Source organism: Empedobacter sp. ULE_I140, assembly GCF_053482575.1.
Genome location: NZ_JBQMTX010000001.1, coordinates 894928 through 921153, shown reverse-complemented (window position 1 = coordinate 921153; position 26226 = coordinate 894928). Strand labels below are relative to the sequence as shown.

General features: G+C 34.4%; 19 protein-coding genes, 2 tRNA genes, 3 rRNA genes and 2 pseudogenes. 5 read left to right on the top strand and 21 right to left on the bottom strand.

All coding sequences use genetic code 11. From position 1 onward, the window contains the following. Window positions 1–103 precede the first annotated feature (103 nt). From ACTS9J_RS04430 to ACTS9J_RS04410, 5 genes are all read right to left on the bottom strand, one after another. The gene (locus ACTS9J_RS04430; RefSeq protein ID WP_038336870.1) at window positions 104–865 is read right to left on the bottom strand and encodes a hypothetical protein; all 762 of its coding nucleotides are present in this window, start codon (window positions 863–865) and stop codon (window positions 104–106) included. Window positions 866–1084: 219 nt separating this feature from the next. Continuing rightward, window positions 1085–1843, bottom strand: coding sequence for a triose-phosphate isomerase (tpiA, locus tag ACTS9J_RS04425; protein WP_114999079.1), 759 nt, complete (start codon window positions 1841–1843; stop codon window positions 1085–1087). A 76-nt stretch (window positions 1844–1919) separates the two neighbouring features. Continuing rightward, window positions 1920–3002: an ABC transporter permease gene (locus ACTS9J_RS04420; RefSeq protein WP_291052799.1), complete on the bottom strand. Its 1083-nt coding sequence runs from the start codon at window positions 3000–3002 to the stop codon at window positions 1920–1922. Window positions 3003–3005: 3 nt separating this feature from the next. Next, window positions 3006–4130, bottom strand: a complete 1125-nt coding sequence (locus ACTS9J_RS04415; protein ID WP_416410993.1) for a BT_3928 family protein — start codon at window positions 4128–4130, stop codon at window positions 3006–3008. Further along, window positions 4127–4675 carry a DUF1599 domain-containing protein gene (locus ACTS9J_RS04410; protein ID WP_038336876.1) on the bottom strand — a complete coding sequence of 183 codons (549 nt, stop codon included), beginning with the start codon at window positions 4673–4675 and terminating at the stop codon, window positions 4127–4129. Before ACTS9J_RS04410 ends, ACTS9J_RS04415 begins: the two co-directional genes overlap by 4 nt. A 53-nt stretch (window positions 4676–4728) precedes the next feature. Here ACTS9J_RS04410 and folP point away from each other — a divergent pair, with 53 nt between their 5' ends. Further along, a complete protein-coding gene (gene folP / locus ACTS9J_RS04405; RefSeq protein WP_291069215.1) occupies window positions 4729–5556 on the top strand; it encodes a dihydropteroate synthase in 828 nt (275 codons plus the stop codon). Between the two features lie 32 nt (window positions 5557–5588). On the opposite strand, the gene ACTS9J_RS04400 is transcribed toward folP, so the two are convergent. The 3 genes from ACTS9J_RS04400 to ACTS9J_RS04390 all read right to left on the bottom strand — a co-directional run bounded on the left by ACTS9J_RS04400 (window position 5589) and on the right by ACTS9J_RS04390 (window position 8261). After that, entirely contained in the window at window positions 5589–6017 is a 429-nt protein-coding gene (locus tag ACTS9J_RS04400) for a hypothetical protein (protein ID WP_125350302.1), read from the bottom strand. Window positions 6018–6071: 54 nt separating this feature from the next. Then, on the bottom strand, window positions 6072–7094 hold the full coding sequence (locus ACTS9J_RS04395; protein ID WP_286496044.1) for a DUF4407 domain-containing protein: 1023 nt from the start codon (window positions 7092–7094) through the stop codon (window positions 6072–6074). Window positions 7095–7199: 105 nt separating this feature from the next. Next, window positions 7200–8261: a branched-chain amino acid aminotransferase gene (locus ACTS9J_RS04390; RefSeq protein ID WP_280038161.1), complete on the bottom strand. Its 1062-nt coding sequence runs from the start codon at window positions 8259–8261 to the stop codon at window positions 7200–7202. 80 nt (window positions 8262–8341) lie between these two features. Between ACTS9J_RS04390 and mnmD the strand changes: the two genes are divergently transcribed. The 3 genes from mnmD to ACTS9J_RS04375 all read left to right on the top strand — a co-directional run bounded on the left by mnmD (window position 8342) and on the right by ACTS9J_RS04375 (window position 10261). Then, window positions 8342–9058, top strand: coding sequence for a tRNA (5-methylaminomethyl-2-thiouridine)(34)-methyltransferase MnmD (mnmD, locus tag ACTS9J_RS04385; protein WP_114999065.1), 717 nt, complete (start codon window positions 8342–8344; stop codon window positions 9056–9058). Window positions 9059–9130: 72 nt separating this feature from the next. Next, complete coding sequence (gene prmA, locus ACTS9J_RS04380) at window positions 9131–9958, top strand: 50S ribosomal protein L11 methyltransferase (protein WP_038336885.1); 828 nt, start codon at window positions 9131–9133, stop codon at window positions 9956–9958. A 6-nt stretch (window positions 9959–9964) separates the two neighbouring features. Further along, window positions 9965–10261, top strand: coding sequence for an ATP-dependent Clp protease adaptor ClpS (locus tag ACTS9J_RS04375; RefSeq protein ID WP_180905936.1), 297 nt, complete (start codon window positions 9965–9967; stop codon window positions 10259–10261). A 6-nt stretch (window positions 10262–10267) separates the two neighbouring features. On the opposite strand, the gene ACTS9J_RS04370 is transcribed toward ACTS9J_RS04375, so the two are convergent. The 13 genes and pseudogenes from ACTS9J_RS04370 to ACTS9J_RS04310 form a co-directional block, all read right to left on the bottom strand. Then, window positions 10268–10684 (bottom strand): hypothetical protein, encoded by a 417-nt coding sequence (locus ACTS9J_RS04370; protein WP_125350307.1) that lies wholly within the window; start codon window positions 10682–10684, stop codon window positions 10268–10270. 24 nt (window positions 10685–10708) lie between these two features. After that, window positions 10709–11245, bottom strand: coding sequence for an RNA polymerase sigma factor (locus ACTS9J_RS04365; RefSeq protein WP_125350308.1), 537 nt, complete (start codon window positions 11243–11245; stop codon window positions 10709–10711). A gap of 572 nt (window positions 11246–11817) precedes the next feature. Next, window positions 11818–11926: ribosomal RNA gene (rrf, locus tag ACTS9J_RS04360) — 5S ribosomal RNA — on the bottom strand. A 226-nt stretch (window positions 11927–12152) separates the two neighbouring features. After that, window positions 12153–14934 (bottom strand): 23S ribosomal RNA (locus tag ACTS9J_RS04355). A gap of 209 nt (window positions 14935–15143) precedes the next feature. Further along, window positions 15144–15217: transfer RNA gene (locus ACTS9J_RS04350), tRNA-Ala, on the bottom strand. 15 nt (window positions 15218–15232) lie between these two features. Further along, window positions 15233–15306: transfer RNA gene (locus tag ACTS9J_RS04345), tRNA-Ile, on the bottom strand. A gap of 184 nt (window positions 15307–15490) precedes the next feature. After that, window positions 15491–17009 (bottom strand): 16S ribosomal RNA (locus ACTS9J_RS04340). Together the 16S, 23S and 5S rRNA genes with 2 tRNA genes alongside form the textbook arrangement of a ribosomal RNA operon. 679 nt (window positions 17010–17688) lie before the next feature. After that, window positions 17689–18562 (bottom strand): annotated as a pseudogene (locus tag ACTS9J_RS04335) (IS982 family transposase). A gap of 417 nt (window positions 18563–18979) precedes the next feature. Continuing rightward, window positions 18980–19825 (bottom strand): annotated as a pseudogene (locus tag ACTS9J_RS04330) (IS982 family transposase). Window positions 19826–20331: 506 nt separating this feature from the next. Then, window positions 20332–21273, bottom strand: coding sequence for a YihY/virulence factor BrkB family protein (locus tag ACTS9J_RS04325; protein ID WP_038337079.1), 942 nt, complete (start codon window positions 21271–21273; stop codon window positions 20332–20334). 103 nt (window positions 21274–21376) lie between these two features. After that, entirely contained in the window at window positions 21377–22981 is a 1605-nt protein-coding gene (locus ACTS9J_RS04320) for a pyruvate dehydrogenase complex dihydrolipoamide acetyltransferase (RefSeq protein WP_125349668.1), read from the bottom strand. A gap of 5 nt (window positions 22982–22986) precedes the next feature. Then, window positions 22987–23991 (bottom strand): pyruvate dehydrogenase (acetyl-transferring) E1 component subunit alpha, encoded by a 1005-nt coding sequence (gene pdhA / locus ACTS9J_RS04315; protein ID WP_125349669.1) that lies wholly within the window; start codon window positions 23989–23991, stop codon window positions 22987–22989. A gap of 56 nt (window positions 23992–24047) precedes the next feature. After that, window positions 24048–24521, bottom strand: coding sequence for a cytidine deaminase (locus ACTS9J_RS04310; RefSeq protein WP_038337075.1), 474 nt, complete (start codon window positions 24519–24521; stop codon window positions 24048–24050). A gap of 107 nt (window positions 24522–24628) precedes the next feature. Here ACTS9J_RS04310 and ACTS9J_RS04305 point away from each other — a divergent pair, with 107 nt between their 5' ends. Beyond that, complete coding sequence (locus tag ACTS9J_RS04305; RefSeq protein ID WP_114999055.1) at window positions 24629–26155, top strand: YifB family Mg chelatase-like AAA ATPase; 1527 nt, start codon at window positions 24629–24631, stop codon at window positions 26153–26155. The last annotated feature ends 71 nt before the right edge of the window (window positions 26156–26226 follow it).

The window sequence follows — 26226 nt, the reverse complement described above, 5'->3', positions numbered from 1 at the left end:
AAACTTAAGTTATCTGTAATTAAAAACAAAAAAAAGTAACATTTCATTACAAAATGTTACTTTTTCTTCATTAATAAAAATGAAATATTCGAAAAAACGGATTCTATTTTTTAGATTTTTTTACTTTTGTTTTTGCATCTTTCGTAGCTGCTTTTACATCTTGTACCGCCGCTTCTATTGTTGTTGTAGCTGAGTCTACCGTAGCTGCCGCTGAATCTACTACTACTTCTGATGTTATTTCAACTGGAGTTGTGCTATCTTCAACTTTCGCTGTTTCGATGAAATTAGAAAGTTTATCAACAATTTCTGCGTTAGAAGTTGGTTCATTCTTCACTTTTACGCTTAAGAAAATTGATGGTGCAGCATTATCTTGAATATAATTTGATTCGTTTTGATAAACTCCGTCATTTTTAACAGCTGTTGAATTTAAGTTTTCTGTTAACTCTTTTGCTACTTTAACTGTTTCGTTAAATGCAACATTTTGTTTAAAAACAACTGCGGCAACTTTATTTGTATTATCATCAGTTTTTTCAAAATTTAATGTCATGATTAACTCAGGTTTTAAACTATCGATGATTGATCTTTTCTCTTCATCTTTTAATCCTTTCGTTAAATCTTTCCATAAAAGAACCTGAACATTTTCTTTATTCAAAGATTCTAACTTTGTTTTAAATTCTGATGCGATATTTGTTCCTGATTCTACAGCGATATTATCTACAATATCTAAAATGACAACTTTAGGTGCATCTTCTACAACTTTATTTGTAATTTCTGTTGTAGGAACTTTTATTTCATTTTTTGTAGTAAAAGAGAAAGAAACTAACCCTATTGCTACGACTCCTAATACTTGCGTCAATTTTTTCATAATAAATGTGTTTTGTTTAAAAATGATACTTTTTAAATAGTTAGTACATTTTAGAACTTTGCAGACACTGTTCCGAAAACTCTTAATTAATCCTAATAAATGTTATAGTTTTCTTAATTGACTGATTTTATAAGGGATTCAGAGGAGTTAAATTTATCATTTTTCAAAATTTAGAAAATATAAAACATAAAAAAAGCTCAACTAAGTTGAGCTTTTATATTATTTACATGCAGCAATTATCTGCACAAAATCATCATATTTTAATGAAGCACCACCAACAAGACCACCGTCGATATCTGGTTGAGCAAAAATTTCGTTCGCATTCTGTGCATTTACACTTCCTCCGTACAAAATACTTGTATCATTCGCGACTTCTACGCCAAATTCATCCTTCAAAACTTTACGAATAAATGCATGAATTTCTTGCGCTTGCTCTGGTGTAGCTGTTTTTCCTGTTCCAATTGCCCAAACTGGTTCGTAAGCAATAATCAAACGAGAAAGATCTTCTGGTTTTTGTGCAACTAAAGCATCCATTAATTGAGTTTTTACAACCTCAAAGTGTTTATCAGCTTCACGTTCTTCTAATTTTTCTCCAACACAAAGAATTGGATTAATTTGATATTTAAAAGCTTGTTTCAATTTTTCAGCAATCACAATATCCGTTTCTCCTTGGTATTCTCTACGCTCAGAATGTCCAATTATAGCGAAATCTAATCCGATACTATCCAATTGTTCTGCAGAAATATCTCCTGTATAGGCTCCTTTCTCGTGAGCAGAAATATCTTGCGAAGAAATCTTAACATATTGTTCATCTACAGCTTCTAACAATGTTTGTAAATAAATAGAAGAAGGCGCAATAATAACTTGTGCAATTGGATGATTATCTGCCACCCAAGCATTAAGGTTTGTTGCTAAATGAATCGCTTCTTCATAATTTAAGTTCATTTTCCAGTTTCCTGCTACTATTCTATCACGCATAAAAAAGTGTATTTTATTTGATTTTGGTTTTAATATTTACTGCAAGATAATTATTTATCGTGAAATTATTACTGATTTATTTTATGCGAACGCGAGGATCTAAAATTCCGTAAAGAATATCGACCAAAATATTAATCACAATAAACATCACAGCAATCACTAAGACAGCTCCCATCACAATTGGTAAATCTAATGTATTCAATGCATTTACGATTTCTTTTCCTAAACCATTCCAACCAAAAACAAATTCCACAAAAACCGATCCTGCCAACATCGACGCAAACCAACCTGAAATTGCTGTAATTACAGGATTTAAAGCATTTCGTAATGCATGTTTTGTAATCACCGTTTTTCTAGAAAGTCCTTTTGCAAAAGCTGTTCGGATATAATCTTGGTTCAAAACTTCTAACAACGAATTTCGTGTTAATTGCGTAAAAACCGCTAACGGACGCGAACCTAATGTAATTGCTGGAAGAATTAAATTTTTCAACATCAAATGTTTTCCTTCTCCCAAATCATCCACTTCATATAGACTTCCAATCATATTCAGCCCTGTAATATCATGCATTAAAAAAGCAAAAATATAGGCAATGATAATTGCCGAAAAGAAAGACGGAATACTCATACCAAAGCTTGTTACGACCAACAAAACTCTGTCAATCCATGTATCTTTCATCAAAGCAGAAACAATTCCCAACACAACACCAATTATCGTTGCAATAATAATGGCTGCAATTGCCAAAACCATTGTATTTGGTAAAGTTTCTCCAATAATTGTACTGACGCTTTTTCCTTGTTTTTGAAAAGATTCACGCAAATAAGGCGTTTTCAAAACCATTTCATTTGTTCCGAAATCTATCAATTTTGTGTAATTGTATTTATCAGAACTTAATGAAGTATATGTTGTATTGTTTTCGTCAATATTATGAAAAGAAATCGGTGACAAATCATTAATATAAAACGCATATTGTTTCCATAAAGGTTGATCTAAACCTAAGTTTTTTCGAATTTGAGCCAATTGCTCTGGATCTTCTTTTTGATCAAGCATCATACGCGCAGGGTCTCCAGGAAGTACCGAAAACAATAGAAAAACTACACTTACTACACCAAAAAGTGTCAAAAATCCGTAGAAAATTTTATTTAAAATATAATTAATCACTTGTTAAAATAAATCTTCTAATTGATTAAGCGAAGGAAAATCATTGTCATGATATTTCGCTTTCACCGTTCCTTTTTCTAAAATCATCACACCTGGATTAGAGCGAATAATTGTTTTCATTGTTGTTTGATCCATAAAACAATTTTCAAGTTCCAAACCTTTAATCGGATTATTTGAAACCGAAACAACTCTATATCCTTTATATTTAGAAGCTTCTTTTCCTAAAATATTCAATTTTTCAATTTGCTTCTCATTTACCTTTTCAACAAAAGAAACAACAAAAACAATCGCTTTCGGAGCATTTAGAATCTCAGAAGTTTTATCAATGCCATTACAATCAAAACTAAAATCATGAATTGGAGGTTCGTACCCTTTTTTCTCGACAATAGTTCGTGTTTTATCCGCTTCAATTACCCAAGGCGTTCCGTGTTTGTACCATTTGTCATCAGCAATATATTGCGCATCATCAATTTCGACTACTTTACCATCAACACTGTTTTTCATCGTGTAAATCGTTTTATACGTTGTTGGTTTCAAACCTAACTCTTGCGGAGATTTCATTCCTTCAATCAAATTTTTGCCAACTGCATAAGATCTAAAATCGATAATTGGTAAATGATTAATTCCGATATAAGCAATAATTGCAGAACCTAAAATTGTTATAAAATTGATTACGTAATTCGCTTTTTCGACAAATAATGGTTTGATATATTTTTGACCAATCACTAAAATAATGATCAACACCAAAAGCACAACATCTTTGTAAAATGATGTCCAAGGTTCTAACTTTAGTGCATCACCAAAACATCCACAATCGGTTACTTTGTTGAAATAAGCTGAATAAAATGTCAAAAATGTAAAGAAAATAATCGTTAACAATAAAGCTATTGTTGTAAATCTTTTCCAAACGCCAAGCAATAATAAAACGCCTAAAACTATTTCAAAAAGTGAAAAGAAAGTTGCCAAAGGCAAACTCAAACCTTCTAAAAATGGAATGTTAAGAACTGTTGGCGAAAAATATTCTTCTAATTTGAAACTTAACCCAATTGGATCTACATTTTTTACAAATCCAGAAATTATAAAAATAACTCCAACTATAATTCGGGCAAATTGAACTAAATACCTCATGAAGCTTTCTTTTCGTTAATTAAAATCATTGCGAAAATCGAATAATTAATCATATCCAAATAATTTGCATCTAAACCTTCAGACACAATTGTTTTTCCTTTATTATCTTCGATACTTTTTGTGCGCAAAACTTTCTGATAAATTAAATCTGTGATCGAACTTACACGCATATCTCTCCAAGCTTCACCGTAATCATGATTTTTTTTCATCATCAAATCGTGCGCAATTGTTGCATATTTATCATAAAATTCGATAGCTTGTTCGTCTGTCAAATCTGGCTGATCTGCAAAACCAAGTTCCAACTGAATCAATGCCATAATCGAATAATTAACGATTGCCACAAATTCTCCTTCTTCGTCTTCATCAACCAAACGCTCCGCTGCTTCTTGCAACGTACGAATACGGTTTACCTTGATAAAAATTTGATCTGTTAAAGACGGCAAACGCAGTACACGCCAAGCTGGACCGTAATCTTGTAATTTTTTTGTATATAAATCTCGACAAACAGAGATGATTTCTTTAAATTGAATTGAGGTATTTTTCATAATTTCGTTTCGATTTCAAAAATAATTGAAATTGCTTAAAGAACTTCTAAGATATGACAATTAATTGTAATGGTCGTTTGATTGATTTGAACGAGCCTAAAATTATGGGAATTTTGAATACAACGCCAAACTCTTTTTACGATGGTGGCAGTAATCAATCGATGAATTTGATTTTAGAAAAAGTTGAAAAACACTTGTCCGAAGGTGCCGATATGATTGATGTTGGTGGTTATTCGACAAAACCTGGAGCAGAAAATATTTCGGAGCAGGAAGAAATTGATAGAACTGCACCAATTATCGAAAAAATTATTGAAGAATATCCAGAATTGATTATTTCGATTGATACTTTTCGAGGAAATGTTGCACGTGAAGCTGTAAAAGTTGGTGCTTCTATTATAAATGATGTTTCGGGTTGGGAGTTAGACGAAAATATGTTTGATGCAATCAAAGAACTTCGAGTTCCATACATTTTAATGCATATGAAAGGAACGCCAAAAACAATGCAAAATAATCCTGCATATGCAGATATTACGCTGGAAGTAAACGAATATTTTTCCAAAAAAATTGCGCAATTAAAAGCTGCAAAAGTGAATGATATTATTTTAGATCCTGGTTTTGGTTTTGCAAAAACATTGGATCATAATTATGAATTATTCAATAAAATGGAAGCTTTAGGTTTTGAAGGTTTTCCTTTGCTGATCGGAATTTCGAGAAAATCGATGATTTATAATTTATTCGAAACAACTCCGCAAGAAGCTTTAAACGGAACTTCTGTCCTGAATATGGTTGCGTTACAAAAAGGTGCAAAAATTTTGCGTGTGCACGATGTAAGAGAAGCAAAAGAAACCTTACAAATTTTCCAAAAATTGAATCAAAAATAAATAAGAAAGCCACTAAAAAGTGGCTTTTATTTTTAATCAATGATTTTACTATTTGGAAAGAAAACTTTGAACGTATCAACAATATTGATATCCGAAGTCAAAATTTGCCAATGTGAATCTTTCACAAATTCAAACACAACTTCGTTGTCGTATAAATTTTCATCCTCAATATTTACATGCAAATTATTTTCTTTTCTATCTCCAATAATCAACGCCTCCGTTACATGTTCCATTTTATAACACAAACTTTCTAACTGATCATATTCCACAAAAATTCCGTCTTGTTGATCAATCACTTCTTGCAATTCGAAAACCGAATATTCGTCCGTTTCACTTTCACCATCAACCCAAAGAATTTTCCAAAAATAATCCTGTATATCTTTTATTGGAGCAATCACCTCTTCCATTCGTTGAATTTGGTTTTCGTCTTCTCCGTAAATTTCTATTTTATAAGTTTCCATATCTATTACAAAATTAAAAAAGTAACTTCAAACGGAAGTTACTTTTTTACAATTTTATACTTTTTCTAACTCATGTTTCACACGTTTTTCAGATTTGATATCCATAACCTGAATCGATTCTTTGCTAAAAATCTTGAACGAATGTTCATGTTTTTCTAAGAGAAAATCATAAGGTCCTTTTGGTGCAATTAATTTCACTAAAACTGGCGCAGTTTCTAACGAGATAAACACAAGAGCTATAAAAATAGCTGCAGTCCCTAAAATTGGATTATTAACTGACAATTCGTCTAAAGCCTGCATACGTGCAGCAAAACCATTGTAATTCTCTTCGGTTGGTTTAGCCGCATCAATTTCTTTTTCTTTTGCAACATTCAATCGATCTAATTCTTTATTAATTTCAGCTAAACGAGGCGCAGATTGTTGAATATAAGTTTCGATTTCGGCAGCTTTTTGTTTTTTCAATTCTGCTTTTCGTTTCGCATTTGGTCCATAACCTTCGCGTCCAGTTGTTGTTTCAGTTTGTGTACCAACAACTTCTTTTTCCAACTCGGTAGAAGCTGAATTATACTCATTTCTTAATTTATCAATTTCTGCATAAATTTCTTTTCGTTCATTCGAAAAAGGCGTTCCCAATTCAGCATAACGCGCATCAATTCCTTTTTGTAATTCCGTTTTATTTCGATTGACAATAATATTTAATTGCTTGTTAATTTCTTTCTCGAAAATTTTTAATTCTAACGGTTTCGAAATCACAATACCTAATAAAATTGCAACCAAAATACGTGGCAAAGCAATAAAAAACTGACGAAAAAATCCACCTGACTTTTTCATTGATGTGACAATATATCGGTCAAGATTAAAAATCATTAATCCCCACAACAAACCAAAACCTGTTGCTGCATATATATTATCAAAAACAGTATTCAGCGCATATCCAGCAGACAAAGCCGCCAAAATTCCTGTAAATAATATGACACCTCCAATACCAACATGTTTGTTGATATCTGTTGGTGTTTTTTTCAAGAGTTCAAGACTACTCCCTGAACAGATGATTAAAAATTTCTGTAGTCCATTCATTTTGCAAATATAGTACTTTGTATAACATATTATTAAATATCGTGCCAAAAAAAGCTGACAATCAAATTGTCAGCTTATATTTTCAAAAAATTTACTTAAACAAAATTAAGCTTGTTTTTCGATTTTAATTCTCCATCCATAAGGATCTTCTGCTAATCCGTATTGAATATCTTTTAATTTCTTTTTCAATTGTAATGCAAAAGAATCTTCTTCAGCTAAAGTTGGTAATTGAGCACGCTCTTCACCAAATCCAACTGCATCGTATTGTGTAATTACAACAGCAGTTCCACATCCAAATACTTCTTTTAATTCTCCTGATTTGTAAGCATCATACAATTCTTGTACTTCTACAGGACGTACTTCTACTTCATATCCACTATCTTTTGCTAAAGTTAAAACAGAATCACGTGTTACTCCGTTCAAAATACGCTCAGACGTTGGCGCTGTTAAAATTTTATTTCCGATACGTACCATCACATTCATTGTTCCTGCTTCTTCAATGTATTTATGCTCGATAGAATCTGTCCAAATTACTTGATCATAACCATCTTTTTGAGCTTCAGAAGTTGGAAAGAAAGATCCAGCATAGTTTCCTCCACATTTTGCAAAACCAACACCTCCCTGAGCTGAACGACTATAATAATCAGCAATTTTTACTGATAAAGGTTTATCGTAATAATTAGGAGCATAAGCTAATAAAATAGCAAAAATATATTCGTTAGATGCCCTAGCAGAAACTGCTTCTTCTGTTGCGAACATTACTGGACGAATATATAATGACGTTCCGTAATCTTTTGGTACCCATTGACGATCGATATCAATAATAGCTTCTAAACCATCAATAAAAATTTCTTTCGGAATTTGAGGCATATTAAGACGTGCCGCAGATAAATTAAAACGCTCGAAGTTTTTCTCTGGACGGAAAATAAACACTTCTTCGTTATCATTTTTGTAGGCTTTCATTCCTTCAAAAATTGTTTGACCATAATGGAAAGACATCGCTGCTGGAGTCATTGAAATTGGTCCGTAAGGAACAATTTTTGGCTCATCCCATTTACCATCTTTGTAATGCGCGATCAACATGTGATCTGTAAACTCTTTCCCAAAAGTAGTAGAGTTAAAAACTGAATCGTTAAATTTTGATTCAGCAATTTTTTCTATAATCATTTTATGATATATTTTGTTTGTGCTTATCAAAGGTACATTTTATTTGCACTTTTTCATAATAAATATCATAACTTTCGACGATGAAAAGAATTATTCAAGAAACGGAAGATGGATCTAAAACTATCTATATTGAAGATTGGGATGAATCTTATCATTCTAAGCATGGCGCTGTACAAGAGGCTTTTCATGTATTTATAAAAAATGGATTTCATCATTTTACAGAAACAAAAAATCCTATAAAAATTATAGAAATTGGATTAGGTACGGGACTTAATTCTTTCATTACTTTGATGGAAGCTGAAAAACATAAAACTCCAGTGCAATATGTTGGAATTGAAAAATTTCCAGTTTCTGATGAAGAATTTGAATTGGTGAATTATTTCGAAAATGTTTTCAAACTTTATCCGGAATTTGAACATCGAAAAGAAGAGTTTTTAGATTATTATCAACAATTATTTCATTCAAATTGGGAAAATTGGAATAAAATTTCTCCATATTTTGAAGTTAAGAAAGTAGAAGAAGATTTTTTCAATCTGAAAAATATCAACGAAAATAATTTTGATTTAGTTTATTTTGATGCATTTGGTTCTCGTGTTCAACCAGAATTATGGGAAAAAGAATTGTTAGAAATTGTTGATTCTTTAACTAAAAAATCTGCCATTTTTACCACTTATGCAGCGAAAGGAACCATAAAAAGAGGTTTGAAAGATTTGGGCTATATTGTACAAAAACGTCCTGGGCCTCCAGGAAAACGTGAAATGATGGTTGGTTTGAAGGACTTTCCATTTGATAAATAATCTCCTTTATCATTAATTATAAAAATCGTAAATTTGCGCTGGAAAACAATTTGATGTTTTCTACATTTTTTTATGACAAATTATATCGAATATAAATTTAAAGTTGCGGAAGTAGAGCCTTTTAATGAAATTATTATTGCAATGATTTCTGAACTACCCTTTGAAAGTTTTGTTGAAAACGAAGAAGGTTTTGATGCTTACATGCCAAAAACTGACGAAAATATTGACCAAGTAAAAGAAGTGATTGATTCTATCGAGAATATTGATTTTTCTTATACGCGTCAAGAAATTGAACAACAAAATTGGAATGCAACTTGGGAAGAAAATTTCACGCCAATTTTAGTGAATGACCAATGTTTGATTCGTGCAGAATTTCACGAAACAGTTGAAAATATTCCGTACGAAATTATCATTCAACCAAAAATGTCTTTTGGGACTGGACATCACTCTACAACACATTTGATGGTAGAATATATCTTGGAAACTGAATTTACAGGAAAAGATATTTTGGACATGGGCTGTGGAACGTCAATTCTTGCAATTTTAGGAATGAAACGTGGTGCAAATTATGCAGAATGTATCGATATTGACGAGTGGGCTGTGGAAAATTCTATCGAAAATGGAAAACGAAATGGTGTTAGTTTAGATGCGAAAATGGGTGATAATTCACTTTTGGGAAGCAAACAGTTTGACATTATTTTAGCGAATATCAACAAAAATATTTTAATCAGTCAAATTCCTTCTTACATCAATGTTTTGAATGAAAATGGTGATTTATTTTTAAGTGGATTGATGGAGCAAGATTTTGATGATATCTTAGCTTTTTGTACAGAAAATGGTTTGAAATTTGTATCTAAAAAACAACGAAATGAGTGGATTGCGCTACATTTCAAAAAATAAAATGATATGACAAAATACGCAACGCAACCCATGTGGGAAACGGAAAAAGATTCGGCTGTTGATGTATTGGAACAGGAATCACACAAATATCAAATTATTGTTTACAATGATGATGTGAATACTTTTGATTGGGTAATCGAATCGTTGATTGATGTTTGTGAACACACGCCAGAGCAAGCGGAACAATGTTCTATTTTGATTCACTACAAAGGTAAATGCGAAGTCTTGACGGGTGAATTAGAAGATTTAAAACCTCGATGCACAGAATTATTGAACCGAGGTTTAAGTGCAGAAATTATTTAGAATTTCTTAATAATCATATAAAGCAAAATCAGAATCGTCTAATGTTACATTGGACGATTTTTTGTTTTGATCACTCACTATATACGAATCATAGATCTTCTCGTAAACATGATTTTCTGTTTTTGTATCCACAACTTCTGTAGATTTTTCTGTAGAATTAATCACAAAAGGAGTTACAACCAATGCTAATAGCAATATACAAGCAGCAGCCCACCAAATATTGAAATGTACAACTTTTGTTTCTTTTTTATCAATAGTTTTCGATAAAATTGACTGTTCTAAATCGTCAAAATAATTAGTAGGGGTTGTATAATTTTCCTTTTGTTTTAAGCTTTTAAAATAAATTTCATCTTCTAAATTCTTAAAATAATTCTCTGGAACCTTAAAATTATTTTTTAATCCATTTTCTTTCATATCATTCATAAGACAAAAAAAAGTTAAAAAGGTTTAATCTTCATCCTCTAAAAATTCTTTAATTTTTGTAACTGCATGATGATAAGACGCCTTTAGCGCACCAACAGATGTTCCTGAAATTTCAGAAATTTGTTCATATTTCATTTCATCATAATATTTCATCATAAATACTACGCGCTGCTTTTCTGGCAAACTTGCAATCGCTTTTTGTAGTTTCAACTCAATTTCATCACCTGTAAAATACTCATCCGTAGATAAATCATCTGCAATATTCATCGAATAATCTTCAAACGAAACATTTTGTTCTTTAGCATTTTTATGAATAAAATTGATGGTTTCGTTATAAGTAATCCTAAAAATCCATGTCGATAATTTTGATTCATTTTTGAATGAATTCAAATTTTGATAGATTTTTATAAAAACATTTTGAGCAATATCATCTGCGTCTTCATGAATCAAAACCATACGACGAATTTGCCAATAAACTCTCTGATGATAATCTTTTACAAGAAGTTTAAAAGCCTGTTCCCAATCCTTATCTAAAATGTGATCTAATATTTTCTGATCCAATTAAGTAATATTAAGCTGTAAAGCTATTAAATTTCAAATGATAAACTTCTAATAATTTTGAACATAGTTTATATTTTATATTTTTTTTATGAAATCAAATCCATATTCCACATATACTTAAGTATGAACCTATCAATAAAAGTATATTTCTATTGAAAAATTTATTTGGGCATTCACTCGCTCTATTCCTCGTATTTATACAATCTCCCTCAATTATCTCTTAATAATTCAATAACAAGAAATGTAAATCGCTCGGTCGGGCTATCCGTTGCAATCTTTTGTAGAATAAAATTCTATTACAAGTAAGAAAATCCAATTTCTACAAAAGGATTTAGACTACTCTCCCTAACGCTGGTTGTAAGTTCTGAGTTAGTTGCAAAAAGGAAGCTTCCTTTTTATCAAGAAGAAGCTTCTAGTTGACTAATTAGAAGCTCTTGTTGGATGAAAGCAAGCTTCTTGTTTTATAAAACATAGTCTGGAGATGTGGTAGCTTACATTTTACTTTGTACATTTTACAAAAAAGTATACCCACAAAAAAAGCCTCAAGTTGTTCACTTGAGGCTTTTAATAAAAACTGGCGACGACCTACTCTCCCGTAAGTAACAGTACCATCGGCGCAGGCAGGCTTAACTTCTCTGTTCGGAATGGGAAGAGGTGAGCCCTGCAGCTATAGTCACCCTAATATTTTTGTATAGGTCTTAGTTCCTAGTATATTTTGACATTATTAGATAGCTTTATGCATTAAGCTTAAAGCTTTAGGCCTAAAGCCTTCACACAATCTTTGGTATTACTCTATTAATCCAAATAAGATTAACTAACCTTCTCTATGACGATTAAATCAATCTTAGTATTTAATCTTTTTTATTTTTGATATTGCTATCATTAGCTTTGATTCGTTCTACTTTTTTAGAAAAAGTCTATGGGTAATTAGTACTACTCGACTATGACATCACTGCCTTTACATCTATAGCCTATCAACGTTGTAGTCTACAACGACCCTTTAAAGAAGTCTTATCTTGCGGCGAGTTTCGCACTTATATGCTTTCAGTGCTTATCTCTTCCAAACGTAGCTACTCAGCGGTGCACCTGGCGGCACAACTGATACACCAGAGGTTTGTTCAACACGGTCCTCTCGTACTAGAGTCAACTCCGCTCAAACTTCTAACGATCACAACAGATAGAGACCGAACTGTCTCACGACGTTCTGAACCCAGCTCGCGTGCCACTTTAATGGGCGAACAGCCCAACCCTTGGGACCTTCTCCAGCCCCAGGATGTGACGAGCCGACATCGAGGTGCCGAACCTCCCCGTCGATGTGAGCTCTTGGGGGAGACTAGCCTGTTATCCCCGGAGTACCTTTTATCCTTTGAGCGATGGCCCTTCCATACGGAACCACCGGATCACTATGTCCTGCTTTCGCACCTGATCGACTTGTTGGTCTCACAGTCAAGCACCCTTATGCCATTACACTCTACGCACGGTTACCAAGCGTGCTGAGGGTACCTTTGAAAGCCTCCGTTACTCTTTTGGAGGCGACCACCCCAGTCAAACTACCCACCATGCACTGTCCTTCCATAAAGAAGTTAGGCTCCAAGTAAATAAAGGGTGGTATTTCAACAATGACTCCACAATACCTAGCGATACTGCTTCATAGTCTCCCACCTATCCTACACATTATTTACCCGAAGTCAATACAAAGCTATAGTAAAGGTTCACAGGGTCTTTTCGTCCCGTTGCGATTAACCGGCATCTTCACCGATACTACAATTTCACCGAGATCATGGTTGAGACAGTGCCCAGATCGTTACACCATTCGTGCAGGTCGGAACTTACCCGACAAGGAATTTCGCTACCTTAGGACCGTTATAGTTACGGCCGCCGTTTACTGGGGCTTCAGTCAAAACCTTCGAGTTACCTCTAAGCTCCTTCCTTAACCTTCCAGCACCGGGCAGGTGTCAGACCCTATACGTCATATTTCTATTTTGCAGAGTCCTGTGTTTTTGATAAACAGTCGCCTGGGCCTTTTTACTGAGGCTGACATTGCTGTCAGCGACCTTTCTCCCGAAGTTACAGGTCTATTTTGCCTAATTCCTTAACCATGAATCGCTCGAGCGCCTTAGGATACTCTCCTCGACCACCTGTGTCGGTTTACGGTACGGGCTGCACATCTCGCTATTTCTTGGAACAATTTTCAGAGGATTATCACTCTAACCGAAGTCTTCGTGTACTATCCCTACTTTACGTAGGTTCAACGTACTATTCCGTCAGTACGCACCTCCTACAATCATTCGTCACTTTTATTGAGTGCAGGTACGGGAATATTAACCCGTTTGCCATCCACTACCCCGTTAGGGTTCGTGTTAGGTCCCGACTAACCCTCAGCTGATTAGCATAGCTGAGGAACCCTTAGTCTTACGGCGAATAAGTTTCTCACTTATTTTATCGTTACTCATGCCTACATTTTCTTTTCTAAAAGCTCCACCATCCATTACCAGATGACTTCTGCGCCGTTAGAATGCTCCCCTACCAGTAGTACTAATGTACTAATCCATAGCTTCGGTAATATGCTTATGCCCGATTATTATCCATGCCGGATCGCTCGACTAGTGAGCTGTTACGCACTCGTTAAATGAATAGCTGCTTCCAAGCTAACATCCTAGCTGTCTATGCAATCCAACCGCGTTTTTTCAACTTAGCATATATTTGGGGACCTTAGCTGATGGTCTGGGTTCTTTCCCTCTCGGACATGGACCTTAGCACCCATGCCCTCACTGCCTAGAAACATATATTAGCATTCGGAGTTTGTCAGGAATTGGTAGGCGGTGAAGCCCCCGCATCCAATCAGTAGCTCTACCTCTAATATACTTTACTAAACGCTGCACCTAAATGCATTTCGGGGAGTACGAGCTATTTCCCAGTTTGATTGGCCTTTCACCCCTACCCACAGGTCATCCGAAGACTTTTCAACGTCAACCGGTTCGGTCCTCCACTTTGTGTTACCAAAGCTTCAACCTGCCCATGGGTAGATCACAAGGTTTCGCGTCTAATACTACTGACTATAGCGCCCTATTCAGACTCGCTTTCGCTACGGCTCCGCACCTGAAGTGCTTAACCTTGCCAGCAACATTAACTCGTAGGCTCATTATGCAAAAGGCACGCCGTCACACTTACGTGCTCCGACCGCTTGTAGGCGTACGGTTTCAGGTTCTATTTCAACTTTCTATTCGAAATGCTTTTCACCTTTCCTTCACAGTACTAGTTCACTATCGGTCTTTGAGGAGTATTTAGCCTTGGAAGATGGTCCTCCCATATTCGGACAGAATTTCTCGTGTTCCGCCTTACTCGTTATCAACTTAATAAAAATTTCATTTACGGGACTATCACCCTCTACGGTTAACCTTTCCAGGTTATTCTATTATCCTTATTAAGTCTTTAGGGCTAATCCGCGTTCGCTCGCCACTACTTACGGAATCTCAATTGATTTCTTTTCCTATTGGTACTTAGATGTTTCAGTTCCCAACGTTCGCTCCCATTGCTGGGTGACATGCCTTCAACATGCCGGGTTGTCCCATTCGGAAATCTACGGATTAATGCGTATGTGCCGCTCCCCGTAGCTTATCGCAGCTTATCACGTCCTTCATCGCCTCTCAAAGCCTAGGCATCCGCCGTACGCCCTTTGTAACTTTTTTCTCGATTTAACCGTCATATTATTGAGCGGTTATGTTAATCTTACTCGTTTTCTTGATTAATTGTATACCTTTATAAAACTTTAATTTATTTCTAAATCTGTTTGTTTTTGATTGTATGCGATTATAAATAAATTTATAATCTGTTTCTAATAATGTCAATGAACTCTTCTCTTATTGCTTAAAGAATTATGCTTTAAGCCTTAAGCTTGTGGAGAATATCGGAGTCGAACCGATGACCTCTTGCGTGCAAGGCAAGCGCTCTAGCCAGCTGAGCTAATCCCCCTCTTTACTATATTAGTAGTCTCAGGCAGACTCGAACTGCCGACCTCTACATTATCAGTGTAGCGCTCTAACCAGCTGAGCTATGAGACTCTTTAATACTCTTAAAGAGTGGTCTTTTTAGTTGTAAGATTTTAGTATTGAGATATGAGTATTTAGATTTATCTAAGTTCTCAATTCTAATATCTAACTTCTAATATATTTATAAATATTACAGAATAAAAAGCCGAATCAAAATCAATCTTCTTACAATAGAAGAAAATTCGTCGTTCTCTAAATATGAGATGTTCCAGCCGCACCTTCCGGTACGGCTACCTTGTTACGACTTAGCCCTAGTTACCAGTTTTACCCTAGGCAGCTCCTGTTACGGTCACCGACTTCAGGTACCCCCAGCTTCCATGGCTTGACGGGCGGTGTGTACAAGGCCCGGGAACGTATTCACCGCATCATGGCTGATATGCGATTACTAGCGATTCCAGCTTCATAGAGTCGAGTTGCAGACTCCAATCCGAACTGAGATAAGTTTTTGAGATTCGCATCTTGTTGCCAAGTAGCTGCCCTCTGTACTTACCATTGTAGCACGTGTGTAGCCCAAGACGTAAGGGCCGTGATGACTTGACGTCGTCCCCACCTTCCTCGCGGTTTGCACCGGCAGTCTCATTAGAGTCCCCGTCTTTAAACGCTGGCAACTAATGATAGGGGTTGCGCTCGTTGCAGGACTTAACCTAACACCTCACGGCACGAGCTGACGACAGCCATGCAGCACCTTGCATTCTGTCCGAAGAAAAAACTATTTCTAGTTCTGTCAAATTGCATTTAAGCCTTGGTAAGGTTCCTCGCGTATCATCGAATTAAACCACATGCTCCACCGCTTGTGCGGGCCCCCGTCAATTCCTTTGAGTTTCATTCTTGCGAACGTACTCCCCAGGTGGGATACTTATAACTTTCGCTTAGCCACTGAATCCGAAAACCCAACAGCAAGTATCCATCGTTTACGGCGTGGACTACCAGGGTATCTAATCCTGTTCGCTCCCCACGCTTTCGTCCATCAGCGTCAGTTAATGTTTAGTCACCTGCCTTCGCAATTGGTGTTCTGCGTAATATCTAAGCATTTCACCGCTACACTACACATTCCAGCAACTTCAACATCACTCAAGACTAACAGTATCAATGGCAGTTTCATAGTTAAGCTATGAGATTTCACCACTGACTGATTAATCCGCCTACGGACCCTTTAAACCCAATAAATCCGGATAACGCTTGCACCCTCCGTATTACCGCGGCTGCTGGCACGGAGTTAGCCGGTGCTTATTCTTCTGGTACCTTCAGCTACTTACACGTAAGTAGGTTTATCCCCAGATAAAAGTAGTTTACAACCCATAAGGCCGTCATCCTACACGCGGGATGGCTGGATCAGGCTTCCACCCATTGTCCAATATTCCTCACTGCTGCCTCCCGTAGGAGTCTGGTCCGTGTCTCAGTACCAGTGTGGGGGTTCACCCTCTCAGGCCCCCTAAAGATCATCGTCTTGGTGAGCCGTTACCTCACCAACTAACTAATCTTACGCATGCCTATCCTACTGCGATAAATCTTTCAAAATCTAATGATGCCATTAAATCTGTTATAAAGTATTAATCCTCCTTTCGAAGGGCTATCCTTTTCAGTAGGGCAAGTTGCATACGCGTTACGCACCCGTGCGCCGGTCTCTAGTTCCCGAAAGAACTATACCCCTCGGCTTGCATGTGTTAAGCCTCCCGCTAGCGTTCATCCTGAGCCAGGATCAAACTCTCCATTGTAAATAATTTCGTTTGGTATTGCTACCTATGTTTTTACAACTTCGAATTTCCTATAGCTCCATTATTAAAGGATTGACTTCGTTTTATTCGGCTATTTTTTCTTCTGTATATTTTATAATTTCAAATGAACTTCTCATTTAGCAAAACCTCTCGGCATTTGCGGTTGCAAAGGTAATACTTATTTTTTTAACTAACAAAATTTATTTTGATAAATTTTTAAAGTTTTTATTTCAACAAGTCAAATTTACTCTCACTTTCAAACTCCTTTCGGAATCGGTTTGCAAAGGTAAAACTTATTTCTAAACTCGCAAATTTATTTTTAAATAATTTTGTCGCTATACAAGTCCTTATGTCAATTTCAATACTACTCGTCTTTCGTATTGGGATTGCAAATATACGCACCATTTTTCCGAACTTCCAAACATACTTTACATTTATTTTACATTCTTCCCTTAAGTTGCTGGTACGATGGGAAATATTTTTTGAGAATTTTAGATATGAGAAGTAAGATATTAGATTTTTGACGAGAAAAGCTCTTTTTTACCGCATGAAATGATTAGACTTTTTGCTTTTCTTACCAAAAAGAAAAGTAAAATGGATACTTTTGAGTTAACTATTCGGGAGAAATTGCACAAAGCGAAACTCATTTATTCAATATAGTTAATACCCGTTGTACATTTTAAATAATTTGGGTTTTTAGCTTATTAATATTTCGATTAAAGTATGTTTTATTAATGTACTGAACCACAGTAAGTGCAGTAATTTTAGCTAGAATTCTGGTTTTAAACCCCTCAAAAGTCTTTGTATAATTACGTCTAATCATAAATTAATCGCATAGTTGAGAAAATAAAGTTTCAATTCTTTTTCGGTACTTTTTGAAGAGATAAAACTGAGGTTTATACTCTTTTTGATTGGATCTTTTCGCTGTTTCTAATCAAATATTAGCTTCATTAAATAAGTCAATTTGAATTGTTTGTAACAAATAATCTCTGTCATCAAGTAGTATTCAATATGATAGTTGAGATTTTATATATTTCAAAAAATGAAAATCATGAACAGATGCAGGACTAATATCAATACTCTGGAAAACACCTATTAAAGAACAAACAGCATAAATTTTATAGTCTTAAAAAGACATTTGCTGAGAAGCACAAAAACCTCTATTTAGTACACTATACTGATATTCCTTTCAAATTTTTAAGCGATTAATTCTTGCTATTTTACACACTTCAAATGGTATACTATCAACGATAAAACAATTTTCAAATTCATTAAATTCTTTCGCTAATTTGAGTTGAATACTATTAATTTTCGCTGATAATCTCCCTTAAGTACTACGATTGTAAATACTTCGCTCAATTTTACACTTAGCACTATAGGAAGATTTCGAAATAAATGATTTTCACTATCAATACCCATAAATTGAGCTGTTAAAACATGATTTATAAATCAAAAAGTTTAGGTCTTCTACGTTGATAAATTAAAAGTGTATCTGTGGATATTTTTAGTAGAACTTCTAATATTCTTTCGCAATTCGAAAGTAAGTTGTTCATTGTAAATATTTTGTATTCAAATTAATTTACTTATTTTCAATTAAATGGACAACTTTATTATTTATTAATCAAATGTATAACAGGTATAAAGCTTTAGTTATAATACGATCTTTGAGTTTAATAATAATTTACAATTTTTAAAATATGTAGCTTTATTTATACTGGAAAATTCAGGGAGATATCCAACCCTCTCAATACTCATATCTAGAAACATAATGTTTACATTTCGATACACGAACACCGAACAAACCATACGGAACGGATATACAATGGATACAGAATGGATACAGCGCGGATACACAACCGATACAGAAAAGTGTCATTTTCGATATACACCGATACAGGAATTTAACACTTTTTAACACACTATTTCTCTAAGCAAAATATAAACATAGGTTTTTTTAACCGTTTTTCACTTTAAATAATTTGAGTTTTTAGATTATTAATATTTCGATTTAAGTGTATTTTAATAATGTACTGATTCAATGTTTGTGCAGTAATTTTAGCTAGAATTCTGGTTTTAAACCCCTCAAAAGTCTTTGCATAATTGCGTATAATCATAAATTAATCACATAGTTGAGAAAAAAAAGTTTCAATTCATTTTTGATATTTTTTGAAGGGACCTTTTCGGTGTTTCTAATTGTATATGAACTTCATTAAATAAATCAATTTGAATTGTTTGTAACAAATAATCTCTATCACCAAGTAGCACTCAATCTGATAGTTGAGATTTTATATCTTTCAAAAAATAAATATCATGAACAGATGCGGGACTAATATCAATACTCTAGAAAACACCTCTTAAAAAACAAACAGCATGAAGTTTATAGCCATAAAAAGACAATTGCTGAGAAGCACTAAAACCTCTATTTGGTGCACAAAACTGATGCTCTTTGCAAAATTTAGAGTGATTAATTCTTGTTATTTCACAAACTTCCAACGGCATAATATCAACGATAAAACAATTTTTAAATTCATTAAATTCTTTCGCTAATTTGAGTCGAATATTATTAATTTGCTCTGATAATCTTCGTTTTCTACGATTGTAAATACTACGCTCAATTTTACAACTTAGCGCTTTAGGAAGATTTCGAAATAAATGATTTTCACTATCAATACCCATAAATTTATCTGTTAAGACAAGATTTATGAGTTATAAATCAAAAAGTTTAGGTCTTCTACGTTGATAAATTAAAAGTGTATCTGTGGATATTTTCGTAGAACTTATAATATTCTTTCATAATTTGTAAGTAAGTTGTTCATTGTAAATGTTTTGTGCTTAAAACAATTTACTGATTTTCAATCAAATGAACAACTTTATTATTTAGTAATCAAAATGCACAACGGGTAAAACTAATATTTTTAATCATAATTTTGATTTAAGTTTTGTAAAAAATCAGCCATATCCTCAATTCGTAATTGCAGCTTACTCCCTACTTTAAGGCAGGATGAAGGCAACATAGTGGCAGTAGAGTGTATACAATACTTTTTTTGGACGGTTGAAAGTTGACAGCAATTCGTCTAAGTTCCCGATACTAAAATCAGAGATTTTCACTCGAACTGACGAAAAGTACAATTGTTTTTCAAGAGTTTTAATTTTGTTGACAGTTCGAGTTGAAAAAAAATGGTGAATCATTACACTCGAGTTTTGTATTTTCACTGTATGAAATGATTAGGCGGTGAATATTTGCTGAATCAAACAAATAGGCAGCGGCTACTTTTGGGTTATGGGCTCGGGAGAGGTTTCGAGAAGCGAAATAAATTAGTAACTAATCTATACTTTCATAATCTTTTTTATCGAGTTGATAATCAATAAACGATACTTTTCTGAGCTTCGCATTTCGTTTTGGAATAATAGGGTAACCTTTGGCTTCGGCAAATACTTTTGTGAATTTTGCGCCGAAATATAGAATTGTTGCAACATAATAAATCCACAACAAAAGAATAACCAACGAACCTGCCGATCCAAAAATGGTAGAATATTTGGAGTTTGCGATATAAATACCAATTAAATATTTTGCAATAAAGAATAGAATCGCCGTAAAAAACGCTCCTACAAAAGCTTGTTTTGCTTTGATACGTGCATCGGGAAGAATCTTGAAGAGAATATAAAATATCAAAATCGAGATTGAAATACTCAATGTATTATTAAGAAGAATAACTGTGGTCTTCGTCATAATGGTATCGAGTTCGAAAAGACTGAAAATTTCTTCTCCAAAACTCATTAATATACTATTTAATATTACTGTTGCTATTAAAACTATTCCTAATGAAAGGATAATCAAAAATGAAAGCCCTCTATTTATTACAAATTTCAACCAAGCTCTACGAGGAACTGCTTCGACACGCCAAATAAGATTGAGACTATCTTGCATATCGGTGAACATTGTTGTAGAACCAAAAATCAAAATTCCGATACCTATATATAAAGCAAGCGAACTATCTCCTGAAATGGTAGAATTTGTAACAAAATTTTGTACAGCTAAAGCGACATCTGGACCAACAATATTTTTAAGCTCATAAAACATTCGGTTTTCGATAGCATCTTTCTTAAAGAATAAACTTGCACTGGAAATTACAATCAGAATTAATGGTGAAAGTGAAAACAATGCGTAATAAGTTAACGAAGCGCTCAATTTCATAATTCGGTCCTCACCAAATTCAACAATTGTCTGTTTTAAAATATTAAAGTAGAATTTTAGTTGCTTCATTAAATTAATTACTTTAGAGATTAAAGATACAAATTCATAAAATCTATAACAAAAAAAAGACCATTCGATGAATGGTCTTTAAAAAAATATATTAAATCTTAGCTTACACTAACATTGTAACAGGATTTTCGATGTACATTCTTAATGTTTGTAAGAATTGTGCACCTGTTGCTCCGTCTACTGTTCTGTGATCACAAGCTAAAGATAATTTCATTGTGTTACCAACTACAACTTGTCCGTCTTTTACAACTGGTTTTTGAATAATTGAACCAACTGATAGGATACAAGAGTTTGGTTGATTGATAATCGATGTGAATGATTCGATTCCAAACATACCTAAGTTTGAAACAGAGAATGTTGATTTTTCCATTTCATCTGCTTTTAATTTGCGATCTCTTGCACGACCTGCATAATCTTTGACCTCAGCAGAAATTTGAGCAAATGATTTTTGATCTGTATTTTTAACAACAGGAACCAATAAACCATCTTCTACAGCAACTGCCACACCGATATTGATATCTCCATGTTGAATAATTTCTGTATCTGTCCAAGTAGAATTAACAGCTGGATGTTTGCGTAAAGCCATTGCACATGCTTTCACAATCATATCGTTGAATGAAATTTTCGTATCAGGCACTGAGTTTAATTGTTTGCGCGCAGCAATCGCATTATCCATATCCAACTCTACATTTAAGTAATAATGAGGAGCTGTAAATTTAGATTCAGCCAAACGTTTAGCGATAACTTTTCTCATTTGAGAATTTGGAATCACTTTATCTTCTCCAGAAACAAAAGTTTGAGCTGGTTTAACTGATTCAGATTTTGCTTCCGCTTTTGGTTGAGCAGATGGTTGATAATTTTCGATATCTTTTTTCACGATACGTCCATTATCACCAGAACCTTTCACCTCTGCTAAATTAATTCCTTTATCTTTTGCAATTGTTTTTGCTAATGGCGATGCAAAAATACGATCAGAAGAAGAAGTTTCTTCAACCTTATTATTTACATCTAATTGTACAACTACTGGTTTTTCGTCATCAACAACTTCTGTAGAAACTGCTGGTGCAGCAACTTTACCTCCGTTTGCTACAATTGCAGAAACGTCAGTACCAGCTTCACCAATAATTGCTAAAACAGAATCTACTGGTGCAGGCTCGTTCACTTTAGCTCCTTGATATAATAAAACACCATCAAATTCTGATTCGAATTCTTGCACTGCTTTATCTGTTTCAATTTCTGCTAAAATATCACCTTCCGCAACTTGATCTCCAACATTTTTGTGCCAAACAACTACAGTTCCTTCTTCCATTGTATCAGAAAGACGAGGCATTGTAATTACTTCCACATTTGCAGGAATTTCTGCAACAGGTTTTGCTTCTTCTGTTTTTGTTTCGCTGGGAGTTGATTTTTCTTCTTTAACTTCAGTCGTAACTTTTGCTCCACCCCCGATTAAACCTGAAATATCTTCTCCTTCATTTCCGATGATTGCTAAAACTTCATCAACATTTGTTGACACTCCTTCTGCAACACCTTGATATAATAATACTCCATCAAATTCTGATTCGAATTCTTGGATTGCTTTATCTGTTTCGATTTCTGCTAAGATATCACCCTCAGCAATTTTATCTCCTACATTTTTGTGCCATTTTACAACAGTTCCTTCTTCCATTGTATCGCTTAAGCGAGGCATTGTAATAATTTCTGCCATGGTTTTTAGTTGTTTTCGATTTTATCTAAGAATGGATAATTTTCTTCTGAATAGATATAATCATACATTACGTGTTCTTCTGGATAGTTAGAGTTTTCTGCAAATTCTGCACATTCTTCTACCATCACTTTTACTTCATCAATAATTGCATCTAATTGTTCTTTAGTTGCCCAATTGTTTACTAAGATATGATTCTCAACATTCAAGATTGGATCTTCTTGTTTGTACTCTTCCACCTCTTCTTTTGTACGATAAGGCTCAGCATCAGACATAGAGTGACCTCTATAACGATATGTACGTACATCTAAGAAAGTTGGTCCATCTCCACGACGCGCTCTTTCAATAGCTTCGTAAGCTGCTTCTGCAACTTTTACAGGATCCATACCATCTACAGGCATACAAGGCATTTCGTATCCTAAACCTAATTTCCAAATATCTTCGTGGTTAGCAGTACGAGAAACAGAAGTTCCCATAGCGTATTGATTGTTTTCGCAAACAAAAACAACTGGTAATTTCCAGTTCATCGCCATGTTAAATGTTTCATGTAATGTACCTTGACGAGTTGCGCCATCTCCCATTAAACAGATTGTAACACCATCGCGATTAAAGAATTTATCACCAAAAGCGATTCCTGCTCCTAATGGAATTTGCCCACCAACGATTCCGTGTCCACCATAAAAATTATGCTCTTTACTGAAAACGTGCATAGATCCTCCTAAACCATGAGAAGTTCCTGTTTCTTTACCACATAATTCAGCCAAAATACGTTTTGGGTCTACACCCAAAGCCATAGGCCAAACGTGACAACGATAAGCAGTAATCACATGATCTACACCAGGTTTCATTGCATGAATAAAACCGGCTGGTAAAGCTTCTTGACCATTGTATAAATGTAAGAAACCTCTAATTTTTTGCTTTAAATATAATGAACGACACTTATCTTCGAAGCGACGCCAAAAAGTCATATCACGATACCATTGTAGGTACGTTTCTTGCGTTAATTTTTCCATAATTGCACAATTCCGTTGGAACAAATTTAAACTAATCTATTTAGTGTACAAAATTGCTACCCTAAAAATTCGTCAGTAAAATGTAATGGAAGCAAATCTTTAGCAGAATTTATCACCAAAACATCACCTTCTTTTCCAGATAAAATAATTTCGATTGGTTGCGATTGTTTCTTTTCAATCTCTAAAATATATTGTCGACACATCCCGCATGGAGGCAATGGATAATTGACATTTGGCGTAGAAACAGCCAATTTTTCAATCTTAATATTTGGGAAGTTTGCATTTACATAAGCCAATAAACCTCTTTCGGCACAAGTTCCGACTGGATACGAAGCATTTTCTTGATTTGAACTCGAAAAAATTTCTCCATTTTCTAATTGAACAGATGCACCAACATTGAAATTAGAATAAGGCGCATATGCATTCAACGAAATATCATAAGCCTCTTCTACTACTTTTTTTTGTTCTGCTGCAAGCTCAGATTTACTCTCGAATCGTTCAAATTCAAAAGAATATTTTTCTTTTTTCATATAGAATTTACACCAAAGTGTATTATTTAATTAATTATTAAATACTTAAATCCTCTCAGCTATTTTATTCAATAGAAAAAGGAAGTAAATTTATAAAAAAATATTTTATGTTAGTGAAAATTTTTGCAAGTGCTATTTTCGGAGTTTCCGCAAAAACAATTATTGTGGAAGTTAATATTGATCAAGGTGTCGGGTATCATTTGGTTGGTTTGCCCGATAGCGCAATAAAAGAAAGTAATTTTAGGATAAATGCTGCACTAAAAAATTCTAATTTGAAATTACCTGGTAAAAAAATCACGATTAATATGGCGCCAGCAGATTTACAAAAAGAAGGTTCTGCCTATGATTTACCAATCGCAATTGGAATTTTAGCAGCTTCGGAGCAAGTAAATTCTGAACAACTCCATAAATTTATAATGATGGGCGAATTATCGCTAGATGGTTCACTTCGACCTATAAAAGGTGCATTGCCGATTGCAATACAAGCAAAAGAAGAAGGTTTCGAAGGAATTATTTTACCCAAACAAAATGCAGACGAAGCAGCTGTTGTAGAAGGAATCGATGTTTTTGCGGTTAATAACATCAGAGAAGTTGTTGATTATTTTAACGAAGAAATCATTTTACAACCTCATCAAGTTAATTTAGATGATTATTTTTTTAGTGAAATGAATAATTATCCTTTCGATTTTGCTGATGTAAAAGGTCAAGAAAATGTAAAACGTGCGATGGAAATCGCTGCTGCAGGAGGACATAACATTATTTTGATCGGTCCTCCAGGAAGTGGAAAAACAATGTTAGCCAAACGAATTGCTTCAATTCTTCCGAAAATGACCGTACAAGAAGCGCTCGAAACAACAAAAATTCATAGCGTTGCTGGAAAATTATCTAACAAATCATTAATTGTAAGTCGTCCTTTTTCTAGTCCACATCATTCTATATCGGATGTCGCCTTAGTCGGCGGTGGTTCTTATCCACAACCTGGAGAAATTTCTTTGGCGCATAATGGTGTTTTGTTTTTGGATGAATTACCCGAATTTAAGCGAACTGTTTTAGAAGTTATGCGTCAACCTTTGGAAGATCGAGAAGTCACAATTTCGAGGGCAAAATTCACTGTGAATTATCCTGCGAGTTTTATGTTAGTAGCTTCTATGAATCCAAGTCCGAGCGGTTATTTTATGGATGATCCAAACAACACTTCCTCTTTAGCGGAAATGCAACGTTATATGAATAAAATTTCTGGACCACTTTTGGACCGAATTGATTTACATATCGAAGTGAATCCTGTTCCGTTTGATGATTTGTCGCAAGAACGTCGTGGCGAAAAAAGTGCTGTGATTCGTGAACGTGTCATTAATGCAAGAAATATCCAGACCAAACGATTTGAAAATACAAAAGTCCATTACAACTCGCAAATGGGACCAAAAGAGTTGGATACTTTTTGTGATTTAGATGATCATTCGAAGCATTTAATCAAAGTTGTTATGGAAAAATTAAATCTTTCTGCTCGTGCGTATGATCGAATTATTAGGGTTGGACGAACAATTGCAGATTTAGATAATTCTGAAACTATTCTTTCAAAACATATTAGTGAAGCTATTCAGTATAGAAGTTTGGATCGAAATCAGTGGATGTGAGTTTAATTATTAATGATGAATGATGAATTATGCGTTATGCAAAAAAAAGGAATCTCTTTCAAGATTCCTTT

Coding starts and splice junctions, on each gene's coding strand:
- folP (WP_291069215.1), top strand. CDS start 4,729: ATGACAATTAATTGTAATGGTCGTTTGATTGATTTGAACGAGCCTAAA.
- ACTS9J_RS04325 (WP_038337079.1), bottom strand. CDS start 21,273: ATGAAGCAACTAAAATTCTACTTTAATATTTTAAAACAGACAATTGTT.
- ACTS9J_RS04320 (WP_125349668.1), bottom strand. CDS start 22,981: ATGGCAGAAATTATTACAATGCCTCGCTTAAGCGATACAATGGAAGAA.
- ACTS9J_RS04415 (WP_416410993.1), bottom strand. CDS start 4,130: ATGAGGTATTTAGTTCAATTTGCCCGAATTATAGTTGGAGTTATTTTT.
- ACTS9J_RS04370 (WP_125350307.1), bottom strand. CDS start 10,684: ATGAATGATATGAAAGAAAATGGATTAAAAAATAATTTTAAGGTTCCA.
- ACTS9J_RS04375 (WP_180905936.1), top strand. CDS start 9,965: ATGACAAAATACGCAACGCAACCCATGTGGGAAACGGAAAAAGATTCG.
- ACTS9J_RS04395 (WP_286496044.1), bottom strand. CDS start 7,094: ATGAATGGACTACAGAAATTTTTAATCATCTGTTCAGGGAGTAGTCTT.
- prmA (WP_038336885.1), top strand. CDS start 9,131: ATGACAAATTATATCGAATATAAATTTAAAGTTGCGGAAGTAGAGCCT.
- ACTS9J_RS04305 (WP_114999055.1), top strand. CDS start 24,629: ATGTTAGTGAAAATTTTTGCAAGTGCTATTTTCGGAGTTTCCGCAAAA.
- tpiA (WP_114999079.1), bottom strand. CDS start 1,843: ATGCGTGATAGAATAGTAGCAGGAAACTGGAAAATGAACTTAAATTAT.
- ACTS9J_RS04410 (WP_038336876.1), bottom strand. CDS start 4,675: ATGAAAAATACCTCAATTCAATTTAAAGAAATCATCTCTGTTTGTCGA.
- ACTS9J_RS04430 (WP_038336870.1), bottom strand. CDS start 865: ATGAAAAAATTGACGCAAGTATTAGGAGTCGTAGCAATAGGGTTAGTT.
- ACTS9J_RS04400 (WP_125350302.1), bottom strand. CDS start 6,017: ATGGAAACTTATAAAATAGAAATTTACGGAGAAGACGAAAACCAAATT.
- ACTS9J_RS04310 (WP_038337075.1), bottom strand. CDS start 24,521: ATGAAAAAAGAAAAATATTCTTTTGAATTTGAACGATTCGAGAGTAAA.
- mnmD (WP_114999065.1), top strand. CDS start 8,342: ATGAAAAGAATTATTCAAGAAACGGAAGATGGATCTAAAACTATCTAT.
- ACTS9J_RS04390 (WP_280038161.1), bottom strand. CDS start 8,261: ATGATTATAGAAAAAATTGCTGAATCAAAATTTAACGATTCAGTTTTT.
- pdhA (WP_125349669.1), bottom strand. CDS start 23,991: ATGGAAAAATTAACGCAAGAAACGTACCTACAATGGTATCGTGATATG.